Here is a 23503-nt window from a genome sequence, read left to right on the forward strand (position 1 = left end):
GGGGGACCGCGAGTGTACGCAAAGCCGCCAGGTGGTTGCGCCCGGCCGGTGCAAAACAGCGTTCCCGGACACATCACGCCGCCCCACTCGCCCCCGGCACCGGGCCATCGTCGCTACAATGCGCGCCCAGTCTGGAGCGTGCCATGCCCAGGCCCTTCCCCATGCCGTCCTGCGACGGGAGCCCGCTGCGCCGATGATCGAACCGCTGCACACTGCGCCACCGCTGCTGGCCGCGCGCGCCCTGGCCTTCAGCCGCAACGAGGAGCCGGTGTTCGGCCCGCTGGATTTCCATGTCGATGCCGGCGAGGCCTTGCTGGTGCAGGGTGACAACGGCGCCGGCAAGACCACGCTGTTGCGGGTGCTGGCCGGGCTGCTGCATGTGGAGCGTGGGCAGATCCTGATCGACGGCAAGACTGCGCGGCGTGGCGACCGCAGCCGCTTCATGGCTTATCTGGGCCACCTGCCGGGCCTGAAGGCCGACCTCAGCACGCTGGAGAACCTGCATTTTCTGTGCGGTTTGCATGGCCGCCGCGCCAAGCAGATGCCCGGCAGTGCGCTGGCCATCGTCGGCCTGGCCGGTTACGAAGATGCACTGGTGCGGCAATTGTCGGCCGGCCAACGCAAGCGCCTGGCATTGGCGCGGCTGTGGCTGTCGCCGGCCCCGCTGTGGCTGCTGGACGAGCCCTACGCCAACCTGGATCTGGACGGCATCACCCTGGTCAACCGGATGATCTCCGCGCATCTGCGCGGCGGTGGCGCGGCGTTGGTCACCACCCACGGCGCCTATGCGGCGCCGCCGGTGCGCACGCGCATGCTCACGCTGGAGGCGGCGGTATGAGCCTGCATTCGCCGCAACCCTCGCTGTGGCAGGCCGCACGCGCCCTGCTCAGCCGCGATCTGCAATTGCTGTGGCGGCGCCGCAGCGATGCGCTGCAGCCGGCCCTGTTCGCCCTGCTGATCGTGGTGTTGTTCGCGCTGGGCCTGGGCGGACGCCCCGACCTGCTGGCGCAGGCCGCGCCGGCAGTGCTGTGGTTGTCGGTACTGCTGGCCGGCTTACTGTCGCTGGATGCGTTGTTCCGCAGCGATGTGGAAGACGGCTCGATGGAGCAATGGCTGCTGGCGCCGGTGCCGTTGGCTTGGCTGATCGCGGTACGCGTGCTGCTGCACTGGGCGACCAGCGCGTTGCCGCTGATTGCGGTGACGCCGCTGCTGGGCGAATTGCTGCACCTGCCACATGACCAACTCCCTGTGTTGCTGGCATCGTTGGCGCTGGGAACACCGCTTTTAAGTCTGCTCGGCGCCGTGGTTGCAGCGCTGACGGTGACGATGAAACGCTCTGGTATTCTCGTGGCGTTGCTGGCGTTGCCGTTGTATGTGCCGGTGCTGGTGTTCGGTGCCGGCAGTGTTGCGGCAAGTGGACAAGGACAGGATGCGGTGGGTGCGTTGTTGTTGTTGGGCGCCGGCTTGGTGATTGGCGTGGTCCTGGCACCGCTGGCTGCGGCTGCCGCGATCCGTATTTCGCTGAGCTGAGTGTGTGATCGATGCGGTGGTGATGAGGCGCACAGCGCCGAGCGCCATTGCAGTTGCAAGCGCTATTTCAGTTGCAAGCGCCCCTGCTGTTTCGAGAGCTAATGCCATTCCAAGGGCTACTGCCATCGTATGAACGTCGTCGTCCACTGGTTCCACCAACTCGCCTCCCCCCCGATCTTCGACCGTTTCACTGCGCGCTGGGCGCCGTGGTGCTATGCGCTGGCCGCGGTGCTGCTGGGCGTGGGCATCTGGCAGGCCTTGTTCGCGGTGCCGGCCGATTACCAGCAGGGCGACAGCTTCCGCATTCTCTACATCCATGTGCCCAGCGCGTGGATGAGCTTGTTCGTGTTCGGACTGATGGCGGTATATGCGGCGATTGCGCTGATCTGGCGCATCAAGATCTGCGAAATCCTGGCAATGGCCTGCGCGCCGATCGGCGCTGCGTTCACCGTGATCACCCTGCTCACCGGCAGCATCTGGGGCAAGCCGATGTGGGGCGCCTGGTGGGATTGGGACCCGCGCCTGACCACCGAATTGATCCTGCTGTTTCTGTATCTGGGCGTGATCGGCCTGTATCACGCCATCGACGATCGACGTCAGGCCGCGCGCGCGGCCGCGCTGCTGGCGATCGTCGGCGTGGCGCTGCTGCCGGTGATCCGCTATTCGGTGGTGTGGTGGAACTCGCTGCATCAAGGCCAGAGCATTCGCCTGCTCGGCCCCTCGACCATCGATGCGAGCATGTTGCTGCCGCTGTGGCTGATGGTGATCGGCACCAAGTTCTGGTTCGCCGGGTCGCTGCTGACGCGTGCGCGCGCCGACAACCTGCGCCGCGAGGCTGGCAAGGCCTGGATCGTGCGCGATGCCCCGGAGGGCGCGGCATGAGCTACCTGCCCTACGTCATCGCCGCCTACGCGGTGTTCGTGCTGGTACTGCTGTGGGACCTGATCGCCGGCCGCTGGCAGGTGCGCCGCGCCTTGAAGATTGCGCAGGCGCGGCGCCTGCGCGAGCGCAAGCGCGCGGCGGTGCCCACCGATGCGGAGCTGATCCGGTGAACCCGCAACGCCGCCGCCGCATGTGGCTGGTGATCGCGCTGGTGCTGGCCGGCGGGCTGGCGACCACGCTGGTGGCGATGGCGCTGCAACGCAACGTGGCCTATCTGTACACGCCGTCGGAAGTACTGCGTGGCGACGCCGGCGACCACGCGCGCTTCCGGCTCGGCGGCATGGTGGAAAAAGGCTCGTTCAAACGCGCGTCCGGCTCGCTGGAAGCGCAGTTCCGCGTCACCGACGGCGATGCACAGCTGGCAGTGCGCTACGACCGCATCCTGCCGGACCTGTTCCGCGAGGGGCAGGCAGTGGTGGCCACCGGTCGCATGCAGCAAGGCGTGTTCGTGGCCGAAGATATCCTGGCCAAGCACGACGAGACCTATATGCCGAAGGAAGTCGCCGACAAGATGGGCAGCGCGCATCGCAAGCACGATGTGCCGGCGGCGGCTGACCAGGCTGGAGGGCTGCGTTGATGGCAGATGTCGGTATGACCGTGGCGTTGCTGCAAGATGGTGGCTGGCGCGAAAGCAGCCTGGCTGACAACGTCGCTGTAGCTGCGCAACGCTACGCCGACGCTGCATCAATGAGGCCTCGTCATTGCGCGCGCAATCGCTGCACCGCTTCATCGTCAAAAACGCGCCTGCCCAATGCTGCCTGAGCTCGGCACCTTCCTGCTGATTCTGGCGTTGCTGGTGGCGTTGGTGCAGGCCGCGCTGCCGCTGGCCGGCGCGCAGCGCGGACGCAGTAGCTGGATGGCGGTCGCGCGGCCGGCAGCCCTGGTGCAGCTCGGCCTGATCGCCGCGGCATTCGCGCTGTTGACGCATGCCTTCCTGGTGCAGGACTTTTCGGTGCGCTACGTCGCTGAGAATTCCAACAGTTTGTTGCCGGTGATGTATCGCTACTCGGCAGTGTGGGGCGCGCACGAAGGCTCGCTGCTGCTGTGGACGCTGGTGCTGGCGCTGTGGACCGGCGCGGTGGCGATCTGGTCGCTGCAGCTGCCCGAACATGTCATCGCGCGCGTGCTCGGGGTGATGGCGCTGGTGAGCATTGGGTTCCTGGCGTTCTTGCTGTTCACCTCCAATCCGTTTGCGCGGTTGTTCCCGGTACCGCTGGAAGGCGCCGATCTCAACCCGCTGTTGCAGGATCCGGGCCTGATCATCCATCCGCCGATGCTGTATTGCGGCTACGTCGGCTTTGCGGTGCCGTTCGCCTTCGCCATCGCCGCGCTGCTGGAAGGCCGGATGGATGCACGCTGGCTGCGCTGGACGCGGCCGTGGACCAATGTGGCCTGGGCGATGCTCACCGTCGGCATCGCGCTGGGCAGCTGGTGGGCGTATTACGAACTGGGCTGGGGCGGTTGGTGGTTCTGGGACCCGGTGGAAAACGCCAGTTTCATGCCGTGGCTGGTGGGCACTGCGTTGCTGCATTCGCAGGCGGTGACCGAAAAGCGCGGCAACTTCGCCAGCTGGACGTTATTGCTGGCGATCGCTGCATTTTCATTGTCGCTATTGGGTACGTTTTTGGTGCGCTCGGGCGTGCTGACCAGCGTGCATTCGTTTGCGGCCGATCCCTCGCGCGGGCTGTTTATTCTGGTGTTCCTGCTGGCAGTGGTGGGTGGTTCGCTGGTGCTGTATGCGATTCGCGCGCCGCGCTTGTCGCTGGTCGATGACCCGCGCCGCGCGTTCGCCGGCAGCTCGCGCGAAACCTTGTTGCTGTTGAATAACCTGCTGCTCACCTGCGCCTGCGCGATGGTGTTGCTGGGCACGCTGTATCCGCTGCTGGCCGACGCGCTTGGGCTGGGCAAGTTGTCGGTGGGCCCGCCCTACTTCGGCACGCTGTTTTTGGTGTTGATGGCGCCGCTGGTGGCGCTGCTGCCGTTCGGCCCATTGACCCGCTGGCAGCGCGAGCAGGCCTCGCGCCCGTTGGCGATGTTGGCGCCGTGGGCGGGCCTGGCGGTTGCCGCAGGCGTGCTGGCATGGTTCGTCGCCCCGCAGGGTCAGCTGAAAGCGGCGATCGGTGTGGCCGGCGCAGCCTGGGTCCTGTTCGGCACGTTGCGGTTCCTGTGGACGCGGCGCGCGGCCAAGGGACGGAAATTCACCGCCGAAATGCTTGGCATGGTGCTGGCGCATCTGGGCGTGGCGGTGTTCCTGGCCGGTGCGCTGCTGGTGGAATCGCTGAGCCTGCAGCGCGAGGTCGCGTTGGCGCCCGGTGAGCAGATGCAGATCGGCCGCTACGCGCTGCACTTCGATCACGTCGAAGAATTGCGCGGGCCCAATTACGTCTCCGATCGTGCCAACCTGCAGGTGTTCAAGGACGATGCGCCGGTGGGCCTGTTGTATGCGGAAAAACGCCGCTACGCCAGCGGCGGGCAGACCTTGACCGAGGCGGCGATCCGTCCCGGTCCGTTCGGCGATCTGTATGTCGCCCTTGGCGAACCGCTGGGCAATCAGGCCTGGGCGGTGCGCGTCCACCTCAAACCGTTCGTCCGCTGGATCTGGCTGGGAGCGCTGCTGATGGCGCTCGGTGGCCTGGTCACCGCGGCCGACCGGCGTTTTCGTCGTTCTCCGGAGATCCAAGATGGTTGAGTCACGTTCGCCCCGCCTACCCACTGCCGTACTCGTGGGTGCCATCGTGCTGCTGCTCGCACTTGCAGCGCTGCTGGTCTACGCGGTGGTGCGCTCCGGTCAGGACGATCGCGATGCCCTGCCCTCGGCACTGATCGGCAAGCCTGCGCCGGAGTTCGCGCTGCCATTGCTGCACGACCCAAGCATCGTGGTGCACGCACGCGAGCTGCGTGGCGCCCCCTACATCATCAACGTGTGGGGCAGCTGGTGCCCGGCCTGCCGCGAAGAACACCCGGTGCTGAGCCGCTTTGCGCTGACCAAGCGCGTGCGCGTGATCGGCTACAACTGGAAGGACGAGCGCACCGATGCGCTGCGCTGGCTCGAACAACTGGGCAACCCGTATCTGCTGGTGGTCGCCGACAAAGACGGCCGTACCGCGATCGACTTCGGTATTGCGGCGGCACCGGAAACCTTCCTGGTCGACGGGCGCGGCGTGGTGCGCTGGAAATACAGCGGCATGCTCACCCAATCCATCATCGACACGCAACTGATTCCGGCGTTGAGCAAGATCGAGCGCTCGCCCAGCGCCGCACCGGATCTGCACACCAGCCGATGATGCGCGCCTGGCTGCTGACGCTGCTGTTGTTGCCCTGGCTGGCCCTGGCACAGCCGGTCGGCGACCCGGCGCCGCTGCGCTATGCCTCTGCCGAAGAAGAAGCACGCTTCCACGCGTTGACTGCCGAATTGCGTTGCGTGCAATGCCAGAACCAGTCGCTGGCCGACTCCAATGCGCAAATTGCGCAGGACCTGCGCCGCGAAGTGTTGGCGTTGATGCACGAAGGCCGCAGCGATACGCAGATCCGCCAGTTTCTGGTCGCGCGCTATGGCGAGTTCGTGCTGTATCGCCCGCGTGTCGAATCGCGCACCTGGCTGCTGTGGTTCGGCCCGCTGCTGGTGTTGTTGCTGGGCGGTGGCGCGGTTGTGTTCGTGGTGCGCAGACGCAGCGTTGCTGCGCCCGCCCTGCCCGCCGATGAGCAGGAGTGGTGATGGTCGGCTTCGTCATTGCAGTGGTGGTGCTGGCCTTGCTCGCGTTCGCCGTGGCGCTGCGGCCGCTGTGGCGCCAGACACGCGGGCTGGCTGCCAGCGTCGCGATGTTGTTGCTGGCCGCGAGCGCGGCCTTGTATTGGCTGGTCGGTACGCCGAGTGCGATTCAACAGCCGGCCAATCGGCCCGCCACACCACGCTCGTTGGACGAAGCCATTGTGCAACTGCGCGCGGCATTGGCAAGCAATCCCGATCAGGCCGAAGGCTGGGTGTTGCTGGGGCGCTCACTGTCCAGCCAGCAAAAATTCGCCGAAGCGCGTGACGCATTTGCGCGCGCGGTTGCGTTGCGCCCGGATGAGCCGGACGTGCTGGTGGCTGCCGCGCAATCGCGCATGCTCGCCGACGAAAGCGGGCGCCCGGATCCAGAGGCCATGCGCTTGCTCGAACACGCGTTGGCGGTGCAACCGGACCATCAACGCGCGCGCTGGTTTCTCGGTGTGGTGCAGCGCCAGGCCGGTCAACCGGCCAGGGCCAGCGAGACCTGGACGCCGTTGCTCGCTGTGGTCGATGCCAACACCCGCCCCGGCCTGCTCGAACAGATCAATGCCGCGCGCCAGGAAGCAAAGCTTGAGCTGATTCAGGCACCGGCTGCGCCTGCTGCTGCAGCCAGCGGCAAACGCATCCAGGTGCGCGTAACGCTGGATGCCGAGTTCGCCAAACGCGCCGGATTGCCCGGCAATACCAGCGTCTTCGTGATCGCACGCGCGGCAGACACCCCGATGCCGGTGGCGGTGGAAAAACACGCGCTCAGCGAATTGCCGTTGACCATCACCCTGGACGATGGCGACAGCCCGATGCCGACGCGCACGCTGTCGTCGCTGGACAAAGTGCAGGTGCTGGCACGGGTGTCGCGCAGCGGCAACGCAATGCGCCAGGCCGACGATGTGGAAAGCGCGCCAGTGATGGTGGCACTCCCGGCCGATGCTCCAGTGGAGTTGGTGATCGGGCGCTGATTGCTCGCCATGTTTCGTCGCGACGCTTGGGCCAATGGACGAAGAGCGGCCACAAAACGTAGCGCGCAGTCGTAAGGCCGATGTGGACGGCGCCGAGGAATCGGAGCGTCACTTATCACATGCCGCACCGAGTAACGGCTGCGCCATCGTTGTGTTAGCTGCTACCAACGTCATCTGGATGGTCCCAAGCCGCGTTGGTCGAGGGTGCGATGCCCTCGCCGCTCGCGGGACACGCCGTAAACCCGTCCATGAGGGCTAGGTAGCGGCATCCATGCCGCCACACGGTCCCGCAATCGGCAAGGACACCGCACCAGGAAGTTGGTCGGTAGCCAAGTAAAAAGCGGGTCATCTCGCGGGTTGCATTGGCTTGCGAGTACGGGCCGCAACTACAGAGATCCAGCGCATCAGAAGTACGTCATGCATTGCTTGCACCATGCACACCGACCATATCGACTGGTCCTTGCCCGCCCACCCTCGCGGGACCTTACGCGGCATGGATGCCGCGTAAGAGCCTACACGGACGTACTTGCGGCGTGTCCCGCGACGGTGGGCGGGCAAGGGCCCTGCAGCCAAGAAGCAGATCAGCGCTCTGAAGGCTGACATCAAGCAGCGCAAGGGCTCAAACCCATTCCCATCCTGCACCCGGCGCACGCCATGGCAGATAGAATTGCGACATGACTGAATTCATTCCCCCCGGCACGCGCTTCCACGCCCTGCCCTCGCCGTTTCCGATGAAGCGTGGCGGCGCGCTGCACCAGGCGCACGTCGCCTACGAAACCTGGGGCACGCTGGCCGCCGATCGCAGCAATGCGGTGTTGATCGTCACCGGGTTGTCGCCGAACGCGCATGCTGCGGCAAATCAAGCCAACCCCGAACCGGGTTGGTGGGAAGCGATGCTCGGGCCAGGCAAGCCGATTGATACCGAGCGCTGGTTCGTGGTGTGCGTCAATTCCCTGGGCAGTTGCAAGGGCTCGACCGGCCCGGCCTCGATCGACCCCGCCACCGGCGCGCTGTATCGCCTGACATTTCCGGAGTTGTCGATCGAAGATGTGGCCGATGCTGCAGCCGATGTCGTGCGTGCGTTGGGCATCGAACAACTGGCCTGCCTGATCGGCAACTCGATGGGCGGCATGACCGCGTTGGCGTTGCTGCTGCGGCACCAAGGCATTGCGCGCAGCCACATCAACATCTCCGGCAGCGCGCAGGCACTGCCGTTTTCGATCGCCATCCGCTCGCTGCAGCGTGAAGCCATCCGCCTGGATCCGCACTGGAACGGCGGCCGCTACGACGATACCCGTTATCCCGAATCGGGCATGCGTATGGCGCGCAAACTCGGCGTGATCACTTACCGCTCCGCACTGGAATGGGACGGCCGCTTCGGCCGCGTGCGGCTGGATTCCGAACAGGCTGCCGACGACCCGTTCGGCCTGGAATTCCAGGTAGAAAGTTATCTGGAAGGTCACGCGCGCCGCTTCGTGCGCTTCTTCGATCCCAATTGCTATCTGTATCTGAGCCGCTCGATGGACTGGTTCGATCTGGCCGAATATGTCGCCGACAAACCGGTCATTGACGCCGGAGTCGATGGCCAGCAAGTCGATAATTCACACCTCGCCGCCAAGCCAGACACAGGCGTCTCGACCGATGCCACGGTGCTGGCCGGCCTGGCGCAGATCCGCATCGCGCGCGCGCTGGCGATCGGTGCCAATACCGATATCCTGTTTCCCGTGCAGCAACAGGAACAGATCGCCGAAGGCTTACGCGCCGGCGGCGCCAATGCCCAGTTTCTCGGGCTGGATTCGCCACAGGGCCACGACGCCTTCCTGGTCGATTTCGCGCGCTTCGGTCCGGCCGTGCGCACCTTTCTGGATGCTTGCTAATTTCCAGAACCGCGCAACGGCGCCGTGATCTTCCCAAGCATCGTGGCCTGCCGCGCAAGACGCTGGCCCTGCTGTTTCTGACCGGCATGGCAGCGATGGTGGTTGCAGGTCGACTGCCGGCGCTGCTGGCACTGTGGTACGCGGCCGCCAGTGTGGTGGCGATGATCGTCTACCGGCGCGACAAGAGCGCAGCACAGCGCGGCCAGCAACGCACACCGGAAACGACCTTGCACATCATCGCGCTGCTCGGCGGATGGCCGGGTGCGTTGTTGGCGCAGGGGCTGTTCCGACATAAATCCAGCAAGGCGGCCTTCCAGGCGTGGTTCTGGATCATCGTCATGGTGAACGTCGCCGTGTTGGTTCTGGCATTACGCCAGTCTGCACTGATGGCTGCATTACACGCGCTGCTGGAATGAGCCGCACACGTGCAATGCGTGCGTGCAAGAAATCAACGCGAAGACCTGCAACCCCCGTCCGCACGACATGGGCATGGGTCGCCACCTATTCGCTGCTGGCGCATTGAAAGAAACGCGTCAGCGCAACAGTTCCAACACACCCGCACGCATGCGATACCGCCGATGCACCACGCCAGCCGGCAGGCTGTCGTGGGTGATCATCACCAGGCTGCGTTCGCCGAGCGCAGCGGAGAGATCCAGCAGCAACGCGTCTGCGGTATCCACATCCAGGCCGTCGGTGGGTTCGTCCAGCAACAGGATCGGTGCGTCGCGCAGCAGCGCGCGTGCGAGTGCCAGCCGGCGCGCCTGTCCGGCAGAGAGCGTGGCACCGTTTTCGCCAACCCAGGTGTCCAGGCCGTTCTGCGCAGTGGCCCACTCGCGCAGACGCACCTGATCCAGCACGCTCCACATGGTGGCATCGCTGGCGCTGGCATCGCCGATCAGCAGATTGTCGCGCACCGTGCCGGCAAAAACCGGGGCGTTCTGCGGCAGCCAGGCGATGCGTCGATGCCATTGCGTCTGCGCGAAGTGGCGCAGGTCGATATCGGCGTAGGTCACCTGCCCGGCCTGCGGATCCCACAAACGCAGTAGCAGTGCGGACAAGGTGCTCTTGCCGCTGCCGCTGTCGCCGCTGATGGCGATACGCTCGCCAGGCGCCAGCGTCAGATCGAGACCTTTCAACACCGGACGCACGCTGCCCGGCCACGCAAAGCTGACCTGATGCAGCTGCAGCGTGCCGCTGCGCGGCGCATCCGTGGCGTGCGGCGGATCGACGACCGACGGCGCCTGATCGACGATGGACTGCAGGCGTTTGGCCGCAACGCGTGCGCGCTGCAGTGCCTGCAAGGCGAGCCCGGCGCCGGCCCAGACTTCCAGCAACGCCATGGTCAAAAACACCAAGCCGGCCGCCATCTCCGCCGCAATCAATCCGCGCTCTGCCGCACTCAACCCAAGCCACACCATGCCGGCCAGGCCGATGCCGCCACAGAAGGCGTGCAGCAGATTGCCGCCGATCAAGCGACGGCGCTGAATGCGGTCGCCGTCGACGACGGCCGCCGCAGCCGCATCGACCTGATGCAACCAGGCACCTTGCGCATCCACTGCGGTGAGATCCGCTGCACCTTCCAATCCCTCGAACGCCTGCGTCCGCAACGCGGTGCGTTGCTGCGCGCGCAGCTGTTCGCGCTGCGCACCGCCGCGTGCCACCTGCCACGGCACCACGCCACCGATGACCACACCGAGCAGTATCAGCAACAGCGCGGCGGGCGGATAGATCAGCGCCGCTGCACCCTCACCAGCAAGCCAGATCCCGAGCAATGCGGTCAACGGCGCCAGCGCGCGCACGCTCAAGCCATCAACTTCGCCGATATCGGACATCAGCCGCGCCAGCAGATCGCCGGTACGCGTGGCCGACAACCGGCCTGGCGCAAGCGGCAACGCACGGCGGAAGAACCACACGCGCAGATCGCGGGCGATGCGCAGCGTGGCGTCGTGGCCGATCAATTTTTCGCCATAGCGCGAAACGATGCGCGCAAAGGTCAGCGCGCGAATGCCGGCCGAGGGCGAGAAGAAATTGAAACCTGTGCCCATGCCGGCAACACCCGCCAATGCAGCGGCGGTCAGGAAACTGCCGGACAGGCCGAGCAAACCGACGCCTGCCAGCATGGTGACCAGCACCAACAAGGCCGACAGCAGCAGGCGCCAGACATGCTGGCGGAATACATCGCGCAGACGATCGGGGGGTGTGCTGTTCATGGCAGCTCCGCTGCGACGGTGGCGCCGCGCAGATCGATCACGGTATCGGCCCAGCGCATTACCGCAGCGCTGTGCGTGGCCAGGATCACCGCGCGGCCGCGTGCGAACACGCCCAGCGTGCGCAGCAGCTCCGCTTCGGTATCGGGGTCGAGAAAGGCGGTGGGCTCGTCCAGCAGCAACAGGTCCGGCTCGCGCAGCAACAGCCGCGCCAGGGCCACGCGACGCGCCTCGCCACCGGAGAGCCCGAAGCCGCGCTCGCCGATCACCGTGTCCAGGCCGGCCGGCAGCTGCGCGGCAAAGCGCAATACTTGCGCCGCGTCGGCCACCGCATGCAGCCGCGCATCGCTGGCCTGTGGATCGGCCAGGCGCAGGTTGTCGGCGATGCTGCCGTGAAACAGATACGGCCGCTGCGTGGCGTAGCCGATGCGTGCACCCGGACGCAGCGCAACGCTACCCGCCTCGGGCGCAAGCCAGCCGGCAAGACCTTCCAGCAAGGTGCTCTTGCCGCTGCCGCTTGCACCGATCACCGCCACGCGCTGCCCGGGCTGCAAGATCAGCGAAAAATGCTCCACCACCACGTGTGGCGCGCCCGGTGGACGCAGCGCCAGTCCACGCGCCTGCAACAATGGCGCATGTGCCTGCGCCGGCTCCAATGCACGCGGCGGCACCGTGGCTGCTTGCGCGATTGCGGGCGGCGCGAATCCTTCCAGCAAGCGCTCGGCTTCGGCCACCGCCGCCAGCGCATTGGCACGGTCGTGGTAATGCGCGGCAAGCCTGCGCAGCGGCGCGAAGAATTCCGGTGCCAGCAGCAGGCAGAACATGCCCGCGCCCAGCGTCGGCAGGCCGTGCAGATCGAGCATGCCCAGATAACTCAGGCCAAAGTACAGCGCCACGATCGCCACGCTCACCGAGGCGAAGAATTCCAGCACCGTGGACGACAGGAACGCGATCCGCAGCACCTTGAGCGAGCGCTCGCGCACGCCCTCGGCTGCGGCGGCAATGCCGCTCAACTCGGCTTCGCCGCGCCCGTACACACGCAGCAGGCCCAGGCCCTTGAGGCGATCGGCAAAGTGCCCGCCCATCCGCGCCAGCTCGCCGAGTTGCTCGCGCCCCGCAGCTTCGGCGCCCCAACCCACCAGCATCATGAAGAACGGGATCAGTGGCGCAGTCAGCAGCAACACCAGGCCCACCACCCAGTCGACCGAGAACACTGCGATCAGGATCAGCGGCGGCACCAGCATCATCTCGGTGCGCGCCAGTTGATAGCCAACGAAATAGCCCTCCAGCGCATCGGTGTGCGCCAGGCTCAGCTCGCCCAGTTCGCCGCTGCGTTGCCGACGCAACCACACCGGCCCGTGCTGCACCAGGCGGCGTGCGATGCGTGCCCGCAGTTCGCGTTTGGCCACATCGGCCACCTCGCCGGTCAGCGACTGCGCCCAGGCATTGAGCAAGGCGCGTCCGACCAGTACAGCCAACAACCCCACGCCCACATCGCGTAAGTGCAGCAGCGGCAGATGCTGCACCAGCACCGCCTGCAACAACCAGGCGATCGCCGCTGCTTGCGCCAGCAGCAGCCCGCCCGACACCGCGACCGCCACACCAGCCAGCCGCTTCGCACGCGCAGCCGGTGCGGCGAGCGCATCCAGCCATTGGCCGCGTTGACGGCGCTGGGCTGGCGTTTCGCTGGCTCGCACGCTGGGCTGGCTCACATCGCTCTCTAAGAAGACATCGTGTTGCAAGCGATTGTAAGTCGCCACTTCCCGCTACGGGCTGCGCATTGTGCCGCACCCGCTCGCCACGGCATTGATTTGGATCAACGCGCATGTCGCGGCAAGCGCAGATGATCGGTTGCATTCCTTCATCGACACCCAACCAGGCCACCCCGCCATGATCGACTCGACAGTTGTTGAACTGTCGCGGCTGCAGTTCGCAGTCACCGCGATGTACCACTTCATCTTTCCGCCGCTGACCATGGGCCTGTCGTTCCTGCTCGGCATCATGGAGAGCGTCTATGTGATGACCGGCAAGCAGATCTGGCGGCGCATGACCATGTTCTGGGGCGTGCTGTTCGGCATCAACTTCGCCATGGGTGTCGGCACCGGCATCGTGATGGAGTTCGAGTTCGGCATGAACTGGTCGTACTACAGCCATTACGTGGGCGACATCTTCGGCGCGCCGCTGGCGATCGAAGGGTTGATGGCGTTCTTCCTGGAGGCGACCTTCCTGGGCCTGTTCTTCCTCGGCTGGAACCGCCTGAGCAAGGTGCAGCATCTGGCCACCACCTGGCTGGTGGCGCTGGGCAGCAACTTCTCGGCACTGTGGATCCTGATCGCCAACGGCTGGATGCAGAACCCGGCCGGCGCGGTGTTCAACCCGGACACCATGCGCATGGAGGTGGTCGATTTCATGGCGGTGCTGTTCAACCCGGTGGCGCAGGCCAAGTTCGTGCATACCGTCAGCGCGGGCTACGTGCTAGGTGCGGTGTTCGTGATGTCGATCAGCGCGTTCTACCTGCTGCGCGGCAAGCATGTGGAGATGGCGCGACGCTCGTTCGCCGTGGCTGCCGCGTTCGGCCTGTTGTCGTCGCTGTCGGTGGTGGTGCTCGGCGATGAGAGCGGCTATGCCGCCAACGAACATCAGAAAATGAAATTGGCAGCGATCGAGGCAATGTGGGAAACCGAAGCCGCGCCGGCCGACTTCACCGCGTTCGGCATTCCCAATCAGCAGACCCATCGCAACGACTACGCGATCAAGATTCCGTATCTGATGGGCTTGATCGCGACCCGTTCGCTGGATGAGCCGATTCCCGGCATTCTGGAACTGGTGGGGCGTGCCGAGCATCGCATCCGCGGCGGCCAGATCGCCTACGGTGCATTGGAGCGCGTGCGCGCCAACAAGGACGATGCCGAAGCGCGCAAGGTGTTCGATGCGCATTGGCAGGATCTGGGCCACGGCCTGCTGCTCAAGCGTTATCGCGACGATATCGGCAATGCCACGCCGGAGCAGATCGCTCAGGCCGCCATGGACACCGTACCGCGGGTGCTGCCGCTGTTCTGGACCTTCCGCATCATGGCCGCCATCGGCATCTACCTGATCGTGTTCTTCGCCGTCGCGTTCTGGTTTGCCTGCAAGCACAACTTCCAGGACAAGCGCTGGTTCCTGACGCTGGCGCTGTGGACGCTGCCGCTGCCGTGGATTGCGATCGAATGCGGTTGGTTCGTGGCCGAATACGGCCGCCAGCCGTGGGCGGTGGAAGGCGTGCTGCCGACCTTCTATGCCGCCTCTGGCCTGGATCTGTACGAAATCGTGTTGACCTTGGTCGGCTTCACCGCGCTGTACACCACGCTGCTGGTCATCGCGATCAAGCTGTCGCTGAAGACCATCCGCAAGGGCCCGGATGCGCTGTTTCCGCCGACATATCAAGGCACCTCGCCGAACACCACATCGCCTCACGCTTCCTCACCCAGCGCCCCATTGAGCACCGGTGCGTTGGCCGGCGGCGCACCGTAAGCCAGGAGAAACACCATGGATTTCATCTTGCTCGACTACACCACACTGCGCGTGATCTGGTGGCTGCTGCTGGGCGTCTTGCTGTCCGGTTACGCGGTGATGGGCGGCTTCGATCTGGGGGTCAGCACGTTGCTGCCGCTGGTTGCCCGTAACGATGCCGAACGCCGCCTGGTGATCAACACCATCGGCCCGGTCTGGGAAGGCAACCAGGTGTGGCTGATCCTGGGCGGCGGCGCGATCTTCGCTGCGTTCCCGCCGCTGTACGCGGTGAGTTTTTCCGGATTCTATCTGGCGATGTTCCTGATCCTGTTCGCGCTGATCCTGCGTCCGGTCGGTTTCAAGTTCCGTGGCAAGCTGGCCGATCAGCGCTGGCGCAATAACTGGGACTGGGCGTTGTTTATCGGCGGCTGCATTCCTGCGCTGATCATGGGCGTGGCGGTCGGCAACGTGCTGCTCGGGGTGCCGTTCCATTTCGACGACAGCATGCGCATCTTCTATACCGGCAATCTGTTCGGCTTGCTGACGCCATTCGCACTGCTCGCCGGTTTGCTCAGCGTGGCGATGCTGATGGCGCACGGGGCGGCGATGCTGGTGCTCAAGACCGATGGGCCGGTGGCCGATCGCGCCGCGCGCCTCGGCAGCATCGCCGCGTTGTGTGCGGTGGCGCTGTTCGCAGGTGCCGGTGCATGGGTCGCGCTGGGTCTGCCTGGTTACGCGGTGACTTCGGTCCTGGCCACCGATGCGCCGACCAATCCGCTGGCCAAGACCGCCGCGCTCACCGCCGCCGGTGGCTGGCTGCACAACTACAGCAGCATGCCGGCCACCTTGATGGCACCGCTGGTCGGCCTGGTCGGGCTTGCGATGAATGCGCTGCTGCTGCGTGTGCGGCGTGGCGGCCTGGCGTTCATCGCCTCGGGCTGCGCCATCGTCGGCATCATTCTCACTGTCGGCTTTGCGCTGTTTCCGTTCCTGCTGCCCTCCTCCACTGCACCGCGCATGAGCTTGACGCTGTGGGATGCGTCCAGCAGCCGTCTGACGCTGTGGATCATGTTGCTGGCGACGGCGGTGTTCATGCCGATCGTGCTGGCCTACACAAGCTGGGTCTACCGCGTGCTCAAGGGCAAGGTCACCGCCGATGAACTATCGGCCAATCCCAACGCGTATTGACCGCGCCCGCTGCGACTGCGGTGCACAAGCACGTTGCCGCACCCGCTCGACATCTCACACCCTTCAACAATTTTAAGGAGAACACCGATGTGGTATTTCGCATGGATCCTCGGCACCGGCCTGGCTGCGTTGGCTGCCGTGCTCAACGGCATGTGGTTCGAAGCACGCGAATCCGAGCGTGGTCAGCCGCGCCAGTAAAATAAATCGCGCAGATGCTTGCCGATTCGGCAATCCGTATGTAACATACGCGGCTCCTTCGGGGTGTAGCTCAGTCTGGTAGAGCGCTACGTTCGGGACGTAGAGGTCGCAGGTTCGAATCCTGTCTCCCCGACCAGTTTCAAAACACAAAACCGGCCTCGTGCCGGTTTTGTGTTTTCAGGCGTTGGCGCAGCGATGCGCGCAATGCGGATGGTCTGTCATGTCTGTTGTCATTGCCGGTGCTTCCTCGTCTGCCCAGTTGCGTGGCCGCGGGTTGGTGCTGGCTGCCATTTTGTTGTCCGCATTCAACTTGCGTACGGCGGTCACCTCGTTGACGCCGCTGCTGGAACGCATCGCAGATGAGTACGCATTCGGTGCGCCCACCATGGGTGCGATCGGCATGTTGCCGACCGCTGCGTTCGCACTCACCGGCGTCGCCACGCCCGCGTTGCTGCGCCGCTTCGGCCTGCTGCGCACTGCGCTGTTGTCGATGGCATTGGCCACGCTCGGATTAGTGTTGCGACCGCTGCTGCCGGACACCGCCGGCCTGCTGGTCGGATCGCTGATTGCGCTGGCCGGCATGGGCATGGGCAACGTGGTGTTGCCGCCGCTGGTGAAGCGCTATTTCGGCGATCGCGTGGGCGGGGTCAGCACGCTGTACATCACCGTGCTGCAGATCGGCACCTTGTTGCCCGCGTTGCTGGCGGTGCCGGTGGCCGATGCGCTGGGCTGGCGCAGCTCGATGGTGGTGTGGGTATTGCCGGCATTGCTGGCGTTTGCGGCCTGGGCGTTGGTGTACGCCAACCATCGCCGCCTGCGCGCCACCGGGCCTGCACCGATCACGCCGACAACCGAGGCAGAAGGCCGCGTCGCACGCACAGCGTTGGGCTGGAGCATGGCGCTGACCTTCGGCATGACCTCGCTGATCACCTATTCGATGTTCACCTGGCTGCCGACGCTGCTGCGCGAAGCCGGCGCCTCGCCCGCATTCGGCGGCACCATGGTCGCGCTGTTTGCGGCATTGGGCATGGTCGGCGCGTTGACCATGCCGGCGCTGGCGGTGCGCATGCGCAATCCCTTCCCGATCGTGCTGCTGTGCGCGGCCTGCCATCTGGTCGCGTTTGCCGGGCTGTGGTGGGCACCGCTGGCCGCGCCGATTCTCTGGGTGACCTTGCTGGGTTTGGGTCCGAGCACGTTTCCGCTGGCGCTGGTGCTGGTCAATCAACGCTGCCGCACCGCTGCCGGGTCGGCAGCGTTGTCCGGATTCTCGCAGGGCATGGGGTATGCGGTGAGCTGCCTGGGGCCGTTCCTGTTCGGCTGGTTGCACGCGCACCACGGCGGCTGGACGTCGCCGTTCGTGTTCCTGGTCATCTGCCTGCTGGTGCAGCTGGCCGCCGCCTGGGTGGCCTGCCGCCCGCAGCTGCTGGAAGACGTCTGGGCGCCGCCAGCACGCGGCGCCCGTGTGCTCAACGTAACGGCAGACTGATGTAGCTGGGCTGCTCCGGTGTCACGTAAACCCGCTGTGTGGCTTTCAGGTAATCGCCTGGTTTGGCGAAGAAGATGTTCGGCACATAGGTCTGCGGGTTGCGGTCGTACAGCGGAAACAGGCTGGACTGCACCTGCACCATCACCCGGTGCCCGGGCTGGAAGGTGTGATTGGCAGTCGGCAGGCCGAACTGGAACCCCAGCGGCTGATTGGCTGCCAGCGGCTTGGGCGTGCTGAAACTCTCGCGGTAGCGGCCGCGGAAGATCGCCAGCGAGACGGGGAGCTCGTAGCCGCCCATCTTGGGAGTGGAGGCCATCTCGTCAGGATACACGTCGATCAGCTTCACCACCCAATCGCTGTCGCTGCCGCTGGTGGAGGCCTGCAGATGCACTTCCGGTGCGCCGGCGATCTGCAAGGGCTCGGTCAACGGCTCGGTGACGAAGGTCAGCACGTCCGGACGGCCATCGACGAAGCGCTGGTCCTGCACCAGCCAGGTGGTCCACATGGCGCGATCGCCGAAGTCCACCGGGCGCGGCGCGAACGGCACCGGCTTGGCCGGGTCGGAGACGTATTCCTCAAAGCCCACCTGCCCCGCCGCCGGCTGCTGGAACGACAGCTTGCCGCCGGCCTGCAGATACAGCGGCTTGCTGGTCGAGGCACAACCCTTGGCGCAACTGCGCGGCCAGGCCTGCAGACGGTCCCAATGGTTTTCGCCGGTGTTGTAGATGAATACCGGCGGCGTGCTCGCCTTGGGCGCGCCATCGACCAGGTATTGATCGAAGAACGGGCGCAGCACATCGCGACGGAACTGGCGCGCGGTATCGCCGTCGAAATTCAGTGCACCCAGTGAACTGGCGTCGCTATTGACCTGGCTGTGCCGCCACGGCCCCATCACCAGATAGTTGAGCGTATTGCGCTTGTCGCGCGGTTCCATCGCCGCGTAACTGTGGATGGCGCCCCACATGTCTTCCTGGTCCCAGAGGCCCTGCAACCACATGGTCGGCACTTTCAACGGCGTGCGTGCCATCACCTTGTCCAGCGCCTGCTCCTGCCAGAAGTTGTCGTAAGCCGCGTGTTCGGTGAGCTTGTGCCACCACGGCAGCTGCTCCAGGCCGGCGGCCTTGGCGAAGTCGCCGGCCGAGCCGGCCTGCAGGAAATTGCTGTAATCGTCGTGCCCCTGACGCGGGATGCCGGCGCCCTTGCCGCGCTTGCTGAGCTGGCCGGTGAAGTAGTCGAAATTGACCTGGCGGAACGCACCGTAATTGAACCAGTCGTCGCCCATCCAGCCATCGATCATCGGGCTCTCCGGCGCAGCTACCTTCAATGCGGGATGCGGATTGGTCAGCGCCATCACCACGGTGAAACCTTCGTAGGACGAGCCGATCATGCCGACCTTGCCGTTGGACTCCTTGAGGTTCTTCACCAGCCAATCGATGGTGTCCCAGGCATCGGTGGCATGGTCGACCTCGCTGGGATTGAGCGCGCCACGCAACGGCCGGGTCATTACGTACTCGCCTTCCGAGCCGTACTTGCCGCGCACATCCTGGAACACGCGGATATAGCCGCCTTCCACGAACACGTCATCGCCTGCAGACAACAGGTCCTTCATATGCGGCGAGGCCAGACGCTCGGTGCGGCCGCTGGCGTCGTACGGCGTGCGCGTGAGCACGATCGGCGCATTGCGCGCGCCCTTGGGCAGCACGATCACCGTATGCAGCTTGACCCCGTCGCGCATCGGGATCATCACCTCGCGTTTGACGTAGTCGTTGGCGGCGTCGCCTGCCACGAACGGCTTGCCGGTAATATCCGGCGTCATCGGCGAGGTTTGCGCCATCGTGCTGCCGGTGGCGGCAGCAATGGCGGTGGCGAGCAAACAGGTGGCAAGGCGGCGCATGACGACTCCGGAAGGACGGGGCAGCTGTCCACTGTAGGCAGGCGCAGGCCTGCCAGGGGAGTGTCAAAGGTCGTGGGTGGCAACTTCAGCTCGTGCGATTGCCCATGAGGGAGACCGTCGGACGGGGCGCACGGTCTGCCCACGCTGGTGCATCTGGTTCGCTGAAGTCTGGTCGACTGGAGTGACGACGACCCGGAGTGCAGTGTCGATAACGCCACCTGCACTAACGCGCTTGATGTGAGACTTCATTAAGACCATCCAACCAACGCTATTTCAATGCGCCTTCTCGATCAGACTGCGCGCCGGGACCGACGTTCGTATAGAAACTGATTCGGCGCAGACGAAAGCGATTCGCCTATCCAGTGATCGCTTCGTCTTTGATGTTGCCTCGACATGCATCCACTCACAACATATCGCCCACATCCAATGATTGAGGAGATAAACCATGGGCCTTTGTGGATCAGTCAACCGGGGGCATTCGGAAAGAATTACCTACACCGGCGACGCCCAAGCCACCTCACAACACACGGGCAGCAGCGCGCAAGGCGCGGGAAACATCGACCAGACCGGCGCCCAGTTGAGCGGCTTGCGTGACCTGAATCGCAGCCGCCCTTCTGCATCCGGCACGTCTCCCAGCCAGAGCGCCACATCTCCTATGCAAGATGCAGTTAGCACAGTGCTGCTTAAGGTACGCAAATACTACTATGACCCCAACCTTAAGTCGGGAAACAAGATGCGGCTCAGTCGCGGAGATGATGAAGTGTTCCGACTGATGGACGCACAGGAAGAAATCGTCAGGATGCGTAAGCAGCAATACGAGGACGAGGATGTCATCGGCGTGGCAATGAGCGGAAGAGCACACAACTGCGAAGAGCTGTCTCGGCTCGCGACGCACCTCCTGCAAGACTGCGGATATACTGCAAGGATGGGCCATTTCGGCGAAAGCCATGGCGTTGCCATGATCGGTGCGCCTTCAGGTGAACTGCCCGCAGACATGACCCAATGGGATTCGGAAATCTATATCTGCGACCCGTGGTGCAAAATCGCTTGCCGCGCCAATGACTACCCACACCAGTTCGTCGAGAAGATGCACAAATGGGAGCGCGACGGCAAGCAGATTGCATATACCACGAGTGGTTTTACCTCACCGACAGACCCCAATTGGATTGATGCGGTGCTGGGCGGAAAAAAGATCGCTTATTGATCCCCCCACTACCTCCAAGAACGACTGAAAATACGACATCCGGATGCGGTGCCCTTACCCGCTGCAAGCAAAAGGTGGCTCGCCTTTACAGCGGCATGGCATTGGTACGCACGCACATCGTGGCTTGCGTTCCCCGGAGGGTCGCCGAGGGTGCCGCCACAAGGAAGTTTGGTCGGCACGAGGTGTATATCAGTGCCGCACCTGGCCCTCGCCACGCACCACGAAGCGCTCCACCGTGAGCGCTTCCAGGCCCATCGGGCCGTAGGAATGCAGACGCGTGGTGGAGATGCCGATTTCGGCGCCCAGGCCAAGCTCGCCACCGTCGGAAAAACGCGAGGACGCGTTGACCATGACCACGGCCGAGCGCAGCGATTGCACGAAGTGTTCGGCATTGGCTGTGCTCTGCGTGGCGATGACCTCGGTGTGGTCCGAGCCGTAGTGGCGGATATGCGCCAGCGCGGTGTCCAGATCCGGCACCACGCGGATCGCCAGGATCAGATCGAGGAATTCAGCGGCATAGTCGTCATCGCTGGCAGGCGCGATATCGGGCAGCAATGCACGCGTTGCCGCATCGCCCCGCAACTCCACCTTACGTTCGCGCAGCGCTTGCGCGGCGGCCGGCAGAAAACGCTCGGCGATGTCTGCATGCACCAGCAAGGTCTCCAGCGAATTGCAGGCCGACGGTCGGCTGGCCTTGCCATCGACCAACAGACGCAAGGCCAGGTCCACGTCGGCGGAGGCATCCACGAACAGATGGCACACGCCCTTGTAATGCTTGATCACCGGCACGCGCGCGTGTTCGGCAACAAAACGGATCAGGCCTTCGCCGCCGCGCGGAATCGCCAGGTCGACGATATCGCTGAGCTGCAGCAGCTCCAGCATGGTCTCGCGGCGCAGATCCTCGACCAGCGTCAACGCGGCCTCGGGCACATTGGCCTCACGCAATGCGCGCTGCAGTGCGCGCGCAATCGCGGTGTTGGAGTGAATCGCCTCCGAGCCGCCACGCAGGATCACACCGTTGCCGGCCTTGATGCACAGCGCTGCGGCGTCGGCGGTCACGTTCGGGCGCGCCTCGTAGATCATCGCGATCACGCCGAGCGGCACGCGCACCTTCTGCACGACGATGCCATTGGGGCGCACGTCTTCGCGCGTGATCTGCCCGACCGGATCGGGCAGCTGCGCGACCTCGCGCAATGCGGCGGCGATGCCGGCCAGGCGCTTTGTGTCCAACGCCAGACGATCGAGCATCGCAGCACCCACGCCCTTCTCCCGCGCCGCCTCCAGATCGCGCGCATTCGCCGCCAGGATCACCGCCGCATCGTGCTCCAGCGCAGCGGCCATCGCCTCCAGCAAGGCCTGCTTGGCAGACGACGACAGTTGCGACAGCACGTGCGCAGCATCACGGCATTGCAGGGCGAGGGTTTTGATGGTCATTTGGGGGCCGGGATTGGGGAGTCGGGATTGGGGATTGGCAAAAGCAATCCGTATCGTTTTACCACCAGAAAGCAATCAGTCACTGGGACGCGGAGGCGGCGTTTGGGAAACGCAATGCACATGCGTTTGCGAATCCCCAATCCCGACTCCCCAATCCCCGCTACAACAGCACCAGATCATCGCGATGCACCACATTCTCGCCATAGCTGTAACCGAGCACGGTTTCGATCTCGCGCGAATGGCGTCCGGCGATGCGGCGGATATCCACTGCCGAATACTGGCTGACGCCGCGTGCCAGGCAGCGTTCGCCATCGGCGTCGCGCAGGCGGATCTCCACCATGTCGCCGCGCCGGAAGTCGCCTTGCGCGCTGGCCACACCGCCCGGTAGCAGCGATGCGCCCTTTCCGGTCAGCGCCGCCGCGGCACCGGCATCGATCAGGATCGCGCCCGGCTCCACCGGTGCGTGGCGCAGCCAGTACTTGCGGGCGGCAATGCGCGTGCGTGCGGGGTGGATGCGCGTGCCGCGCAGGCGATCCTGCGCAAGCCCGCGCACCACCTCGCTGCTGCGGCCGTTGAACAGATAGGTTTCGATGCCGGCAGCACCGGCTTTTGCGGCGGCTTCCAGCTTGGTGCGCATGCCGCCGGTACCCACGCTGCTGCCGCTGCCGCCGGCCATTGCCAGCACCTCGGCAGTGAGCTCAGGCACATCGTCGAGCGGACGCGCCAACGGATTGCTGCGCGGGTCGGCGCTGTACAAGCCATCGATATCGGTGGCGATGAACAACGCATCGGCATCGACCAGCGCGGCCACGATCGCGGCGAGATTGTCGTTATCACCCAGCTTGAGCTCGTCCACCGAGACGGTGTCGTTCTCGTTGATCACCGGCAACGCACCCAGCCGCAACAACTCGCCCAGGGTGGCGCGCGCATTGAGATACCGGCGGCGGTTACGCAGGTCGTCGTGGGTGAGCAGTACCTGCGCCACCGGACGTTCGAAAAAGCGCTGCCACAGCGCGATCAATTGCGCCTGACCGAGCGCCGCCAGGGCCTGGCGCGCGGCGATCGGTGCACCGGCTTCGGCGGCTTTCGGCAGGATCGCACGGCCTGCCGCCACCGCACCGGAAGAGACGATCACCAGCTCGCGCCCTGCGGCCAGGTTGGCCGAGACGAACTGCGCCAGGCCCAACGCAAAGCGCGGCGACAGGCCACCACCATCGGCGGCCAACAGGCTGCTGCCGACCTTGAGCACCGCGCGCCGCCATGGCGGCAACGGCTGCTCGGTAAATAACGACGGCATGTCGGCAGGGGTTGTCATGGCAGCCAGAC

Annotated in this window: 21 protein-coding genes and 1 tRNA gene; 17 read left to right on the top strand and 5 right to left on the bottom strand. The window is 65.1% G+C overall.

What is annotated here, in order from left to right; genetic code table 11:
- The first annotated feature begins 193 nt into the window (after positions 1-193).
- The 11 genes from ccmA (at position 194) to NMB96_RS18660 (ending at position 9490) form a co-directional block, all read left to right on the top strand.
- Positions 194-838 carry a heme ABC exporter ATP-binding protein CcmA gene (gene ccmA / locus NMB96_RS18610; protein WP_255085385.1) on the top strand — a complete coding sequence of 215 codons (645 nt, stop codon included), beginning with the start codon at positions 194-196 and terminating at the stop codon, positions 836-838.
- The gene (gene ccmB, locus NMB96_RS18615) at positions 835-1530 is read left to right on the top strand and encodes a heme exporter protein CcmB (protein WP_006452115.1); all 696 of its coding nucleotides are present in this window, start codon (positions 835-837) and stop codon (positions 1528-1530) included. The genes ccmA and ccmB overlap by 4 nt, the downstream gene beginning before the upstream one ends.
- A 129-nt stretch (positions 1531-1659) precedes the next feature.
- Positions 1660-2412: a heme ABC transporter permease CcmC gene (ccmC, locus tag NMB96_RS18620; RefSeq protein ID WP_023904166.1), complete on the top strand. Its 753-nt coding sequence runs from the start codon at positions 1660-1662 to the stop codon at positions 2410-2412.
- Positions 2409-2582, top strand: coding sequence for a heme exporter protein CcmD (locus NMB96_RS18625; RefSeq protein ID WP_023904167.1), 174 nt, complete (start codon positions 2409-2411; stop codon positions 2580-2582). The genes ccmC and NMB96_RS18625 overlap by 4 nt, the downstream gene beginning before the upstream one ends.
- Positions 2579-3049: a cytochrome c maturation protein CcmE gene (ccmE, locus tag NMB96_RS18630; protein ID WP_023904168.1), complete on the top strand. Its 471-nt coding sequence runs from the start codon at positions 2579-2581 to the stop codon at positions 3047-3049. Before NMB96_RS18625 ends, ccmE begins: the two co-directional genes overlap by 4 nt.
- 174 nt (positions 3050-3223) lie before the next feature.
- Complete coding sequence (locus NMB96_RS18635) at positions 3224-5161, top strand: heme lyase CcmF/NrfE family subunit (protein ID WP_255085386.1); 1938 nt, start codon at positions 3224-3226, stop codon at positions 5159-5161.
- Entirely contained in the window at positions 5154-5756 is a 603-nt protein-coding gene (locus tag NMB96_RS18640) for a DsbE family thiol:disulfide interchange protein (protein WP_006452120.1), read from the top strand. The genes NMB96_RS18635 and NMB96_RS18640 overlap by 8 nt, the downstream gene beginning before the upstream one ends.
- A complete protein-coding gene (locus NMB96_RS18645) occupies positions 5753-6187 on the top strand; it encodes a cytochrome c-type biogenesis protein (protein WP_023904170.1) in 435 nt (144 codons plus the stop codon). Before NMB96_RS18640 ends, NMB96_RS18645 begins: the two co-directional genes overlap by 4 nt.
- Positions 6187-7197, top strand: a complete 1011-nt coding sequence (locus tag NMB96_RS18650) for a tetratricopeptide repeat protein (RefSeq protein WP_023904171.1) — start codon at positions 6187-6189, stop codon at positions 7195-7197. Before NMB96_RS18645 ends, NMB96_RS18650 begins: the two co-directional genes overlap by 1 nt.
- Positions 7198-7871: 674 nt before the next feature.
- A complete protein-coding gene (gene metX / locus NMB96_RS18655; protein ID WP_255085387.1) occupies positions 7872-9074 on the top strand; it encodes a homoserine O-acetyltransferase MetX in 1203 nt (400 codons plus the stop codon).
- The gene (locus NMB96_RS18660; RefSeq protein WP_255085388.1) at positions 9068-9490 is read left to right on the top strand and encodes a DUF1294 domain-containing protein; all 423 of its coding nucleotides are present in this window, start codon (positions 9068-9070) and stop codon (positions 9488-9490) included. Before metX ends, NMB96_RS18660 begins: the two co-directional genes overlap by 7 nt.
- 117 nt (positions 9491-9607) lie before the next feature.
- Here NMB96_RS18660 and cydC read toward each other — a convergent pair whose 3' ends face one another.
- A complete protein-coding gene (gene cydC, locus NMB96_RS18665; protein WP_255085389.1) occupies positions 9608-11284 on the bottom strand; it encodes a thiol reductant ABC exporter subunit CydC in 1677 nt (558 codons plus the stop codon).
- A complete protein-coding gene (cydD, locus tag NMB96_RS18670) occupies positions 11281-13023 on the bottom strand; it encodes a thiol reductant ABC exporter subunit CydD (protein WP_255086992.1) in 1743 nt (580 codons plus the stop codon). The genes cydC and cydD overlap by 4 nt, the downstream gene beginning before the upstream one ends.
- A 148-nt stretch (positions 13024-13171) precedes the next feature.
- Here cydD and NMB96_RS18675 point away from each other — a divergent pair, with 148 nt between their 5' ends.
- From NMB96_RS18675 to NMB96_RS18695, 5 genes are all read left to right on the top strand, one after another.
- Positions 13172-14794 (top strand): cytochrome ubiquinol oxidase subunit I, encoded by a 1623-nt coding sequence (locus NMB96_RS18675; RefSeq protein WP_255085390.1) that lies wholly within the window; start codon positions 13172-13174, stop codon positions 14792-14794.
- Between the two features lie 15 nt (positions 14795-14809).
- Complete coding sequence (gene cydB, locus NMB96_RS18680) at positions 14810-15961, top strand: cytochrome d ubiquinol oxidase subunit II (protein WP_023904177.1); 1152 nt, start codon at positions 14810-14812, stop codon at positions 15959-15961.
- An 87-nt stretch (positions 15962-16048) separates the two neighbouring features.
- On the top strand, positions 16049-16159 hold the full coding sequence (cydX, locus tag NMB96_RS18685; protein ID WP_006449411.1) for a cytochrome bd-I oxidase subunit CydX: 111 nt from the start codon (positions 16049-16051) through the stop codon (positions 16157-16159).
- A gap of 59 nt (positions 16160-16218) precedes the next feature.
- A tRNA-Pro gene (locus NMB96_RS18690) sits at positions 16219-16295 on the top strand.
- Positions 16296-16418: 123 nt separating this feature from the next.
- Complete coding sequence (locus NMB96_RS18695) at positions 16419-17645, top strand: CynX/NimT family MFS transporter (protein WP_043889247.1); 1227 nt, start codon at positions 16419-16421, stop codon at positions 17643-17645.
- Here NMB96_RS18695 and NMB96_RS18700 read toward each other — a convergent pair.
- The gene (locus NMB96_RS18700; RefSeq protein WP_255085391.1) at positions 17626-19539 is read right to left on the bottom strand and encodes a CocE/NonD family hydrolase; all 1914 of its coding nucleotides are present in this window, start codon (positions 19537-19539) and stop codon (positions 17626-17628) included. The genes NMB96_RS18695 and NMB96_RS18700 overlap by 20 nt on opposite strands.
- 445 nt (positions 19540-19984) lie before the next feature.
- On the opposite strand from NMB96_RS18700, the gene NMB96_RS18705 reads away from it, so the two are divergent.
- A complete protein-coding gene (locus NMB96_RS18705; protein WP_255085392.1) occupies positions 19985-20743 on the top strand; it encodes a hypothetical protein in 759 nt (252 codons plus the stop codon).
- 189 nt (positions 20744-20932) lie between these two features.
- On the opposite strand, the gene NMB96_RS18710 is transcribed toward NMB96_RS18705, so the two are convergent.
- Positions 20933-22177 (bottom strand): glutamate-5-semialdehyde dehydrogenase, encoded by a 1245-nt coding sequence (locus NMB96_RS18710; RefSeq protein ID WP_255085393.1) that lies wholly within the window; start codon positions 22175-22177, stop codon positions 20933-20935.
- A 160-nt stretch (positions 22178-22337) separates the two neighbouring features.
- A complete protein-coding gene (gene proB, locus NMB96_RS18715) occupies positions 22338-23492 on the bottom strand; it encodes a glutamate 5-kinase (protein WP_255085394.1) in 1155 nt (384 codons plus the stop codon).
- Positions 23493-23503: the final 11 nt, after the last annotated feature.

Source organism: Xanthomonas hortorum (assembly GCF_024339125.1).
GTDB lineage: Bacteria > Pseudomonadota > Gammaproteobacteria > Xanthomonadales > Xanthomonadaceae > Xanthomonas > Xanthomonas hortorum.

Coding starts and splice junctions, on each gene's coding strand:
- NMB96_RS18705 (WP_255085392.1), top strand. CDS start 19,985: ATGGGCCTTTGTGGATCAGTCAACCGGGGGCATTCGGAAAGAATTACC.
- NMB96_RS18625 (WP_023904167.1), top strand. CDS start 2,409: ATGAGCTACCTGCCCTACGTCATCGCCGCCTACGCGGTGTTCGTGCTG.
- cydX (WP_006449411.1), top strand. CDS start 16,049: ATGTGGTATTTCGCATGGATCCTCGGCACCGGCCTGGCTGCGTTGGCT.
- cydB (WP_023904177.1), top strand. CDS start 14,810: ATGGATTTCATCTTGCTCGACTACACCACACTGCGCGTGATCTGGTGG.
- NMB96_RS18700 (WP_255085391.1), bottom strand. CDS start 19,539: ATGCGCCGCCTTGCCACCTGTTTGCTCGCCACCGCCATTGCTGCCGCC.
- ccmC (WP_023904166.1), top strand. CDS start 1,660: ATGAACGTCGTCGTCCACTGGTTCCACCAACTCGCCTCCCCCCCGATC.
- NMB96_RS18710 (WP_255085393.1), bottom strand. CDS start 22,177: ATGACCATCAAAACCCTCGCCCTGCAATGCCGTGATGCTGCGCACGTG.
- proB (WP_255085394.1), bottom strand. CDS start 23,492: ATGACAACCCCTGCCGACATGCCGTCGTTATTTACCGAGCAGCCGTTG.
- ccmB (WP_006452115.1), top strand. CDS start 835: ATGAGCCTGCATTCGCCGCAACCCTCGCTGTGGCAGGCCGCACGCGCC.
- NMB96_RS18650 (WP_023904171.1), top strand. CDS start 6,187: ATGGTCGGCTTCGTCATTGCAGTGGTGGTGCTGGCCTTGCTCGCGTTC.
- NMB96_RS18675 (WP_255085390.1), top strand. CDS start 13,172: ATGATCGACTCGACAGTTGTTGAACTGTCGCGGCTGCAGTTCGCAGTC.
- NMB96_RS18640 (WP_006452120.1), top strand. CDS start 5,154: ATGGTTGAGTCACGTTCGCCCCGCCTACCCACTGCCGTACTCGTGGGT.
- NMB96_RS18635 (WP_255085386.1), top strand. CDS start 3,224: ATGCTGCCTGAGCTCGGCACCTTCCTGCTGATTCTGGCGTTGCTGGTG.
- NMB96_RS18645 (WP_023904170.1), top strand. CDS start 5,753: ATGATGCGCGCCTGGCTGCTGACGCTGCTGTTGTTGCCCTGGCTGGCC.
- cydC (WP_255085389.1), bottom strand. CDS start 11,284: ATGAACAGCACACCCCCCGATCGTCTGCGCGATGTATTCCGCCAGCAT.
- metX (WP_255085387.1), top strand. CDS start 7,872: ATGACTGAATTCATTCCCCCCGGCACGCGCTTCCACGCCCTGCCCTCG.
- ccmA (WP_255085385.1), top strand. CDS start 194: ATGATCGAACCGCTGCACACTGCGCCACCGCTGCTGGCCGCGCGCGCC.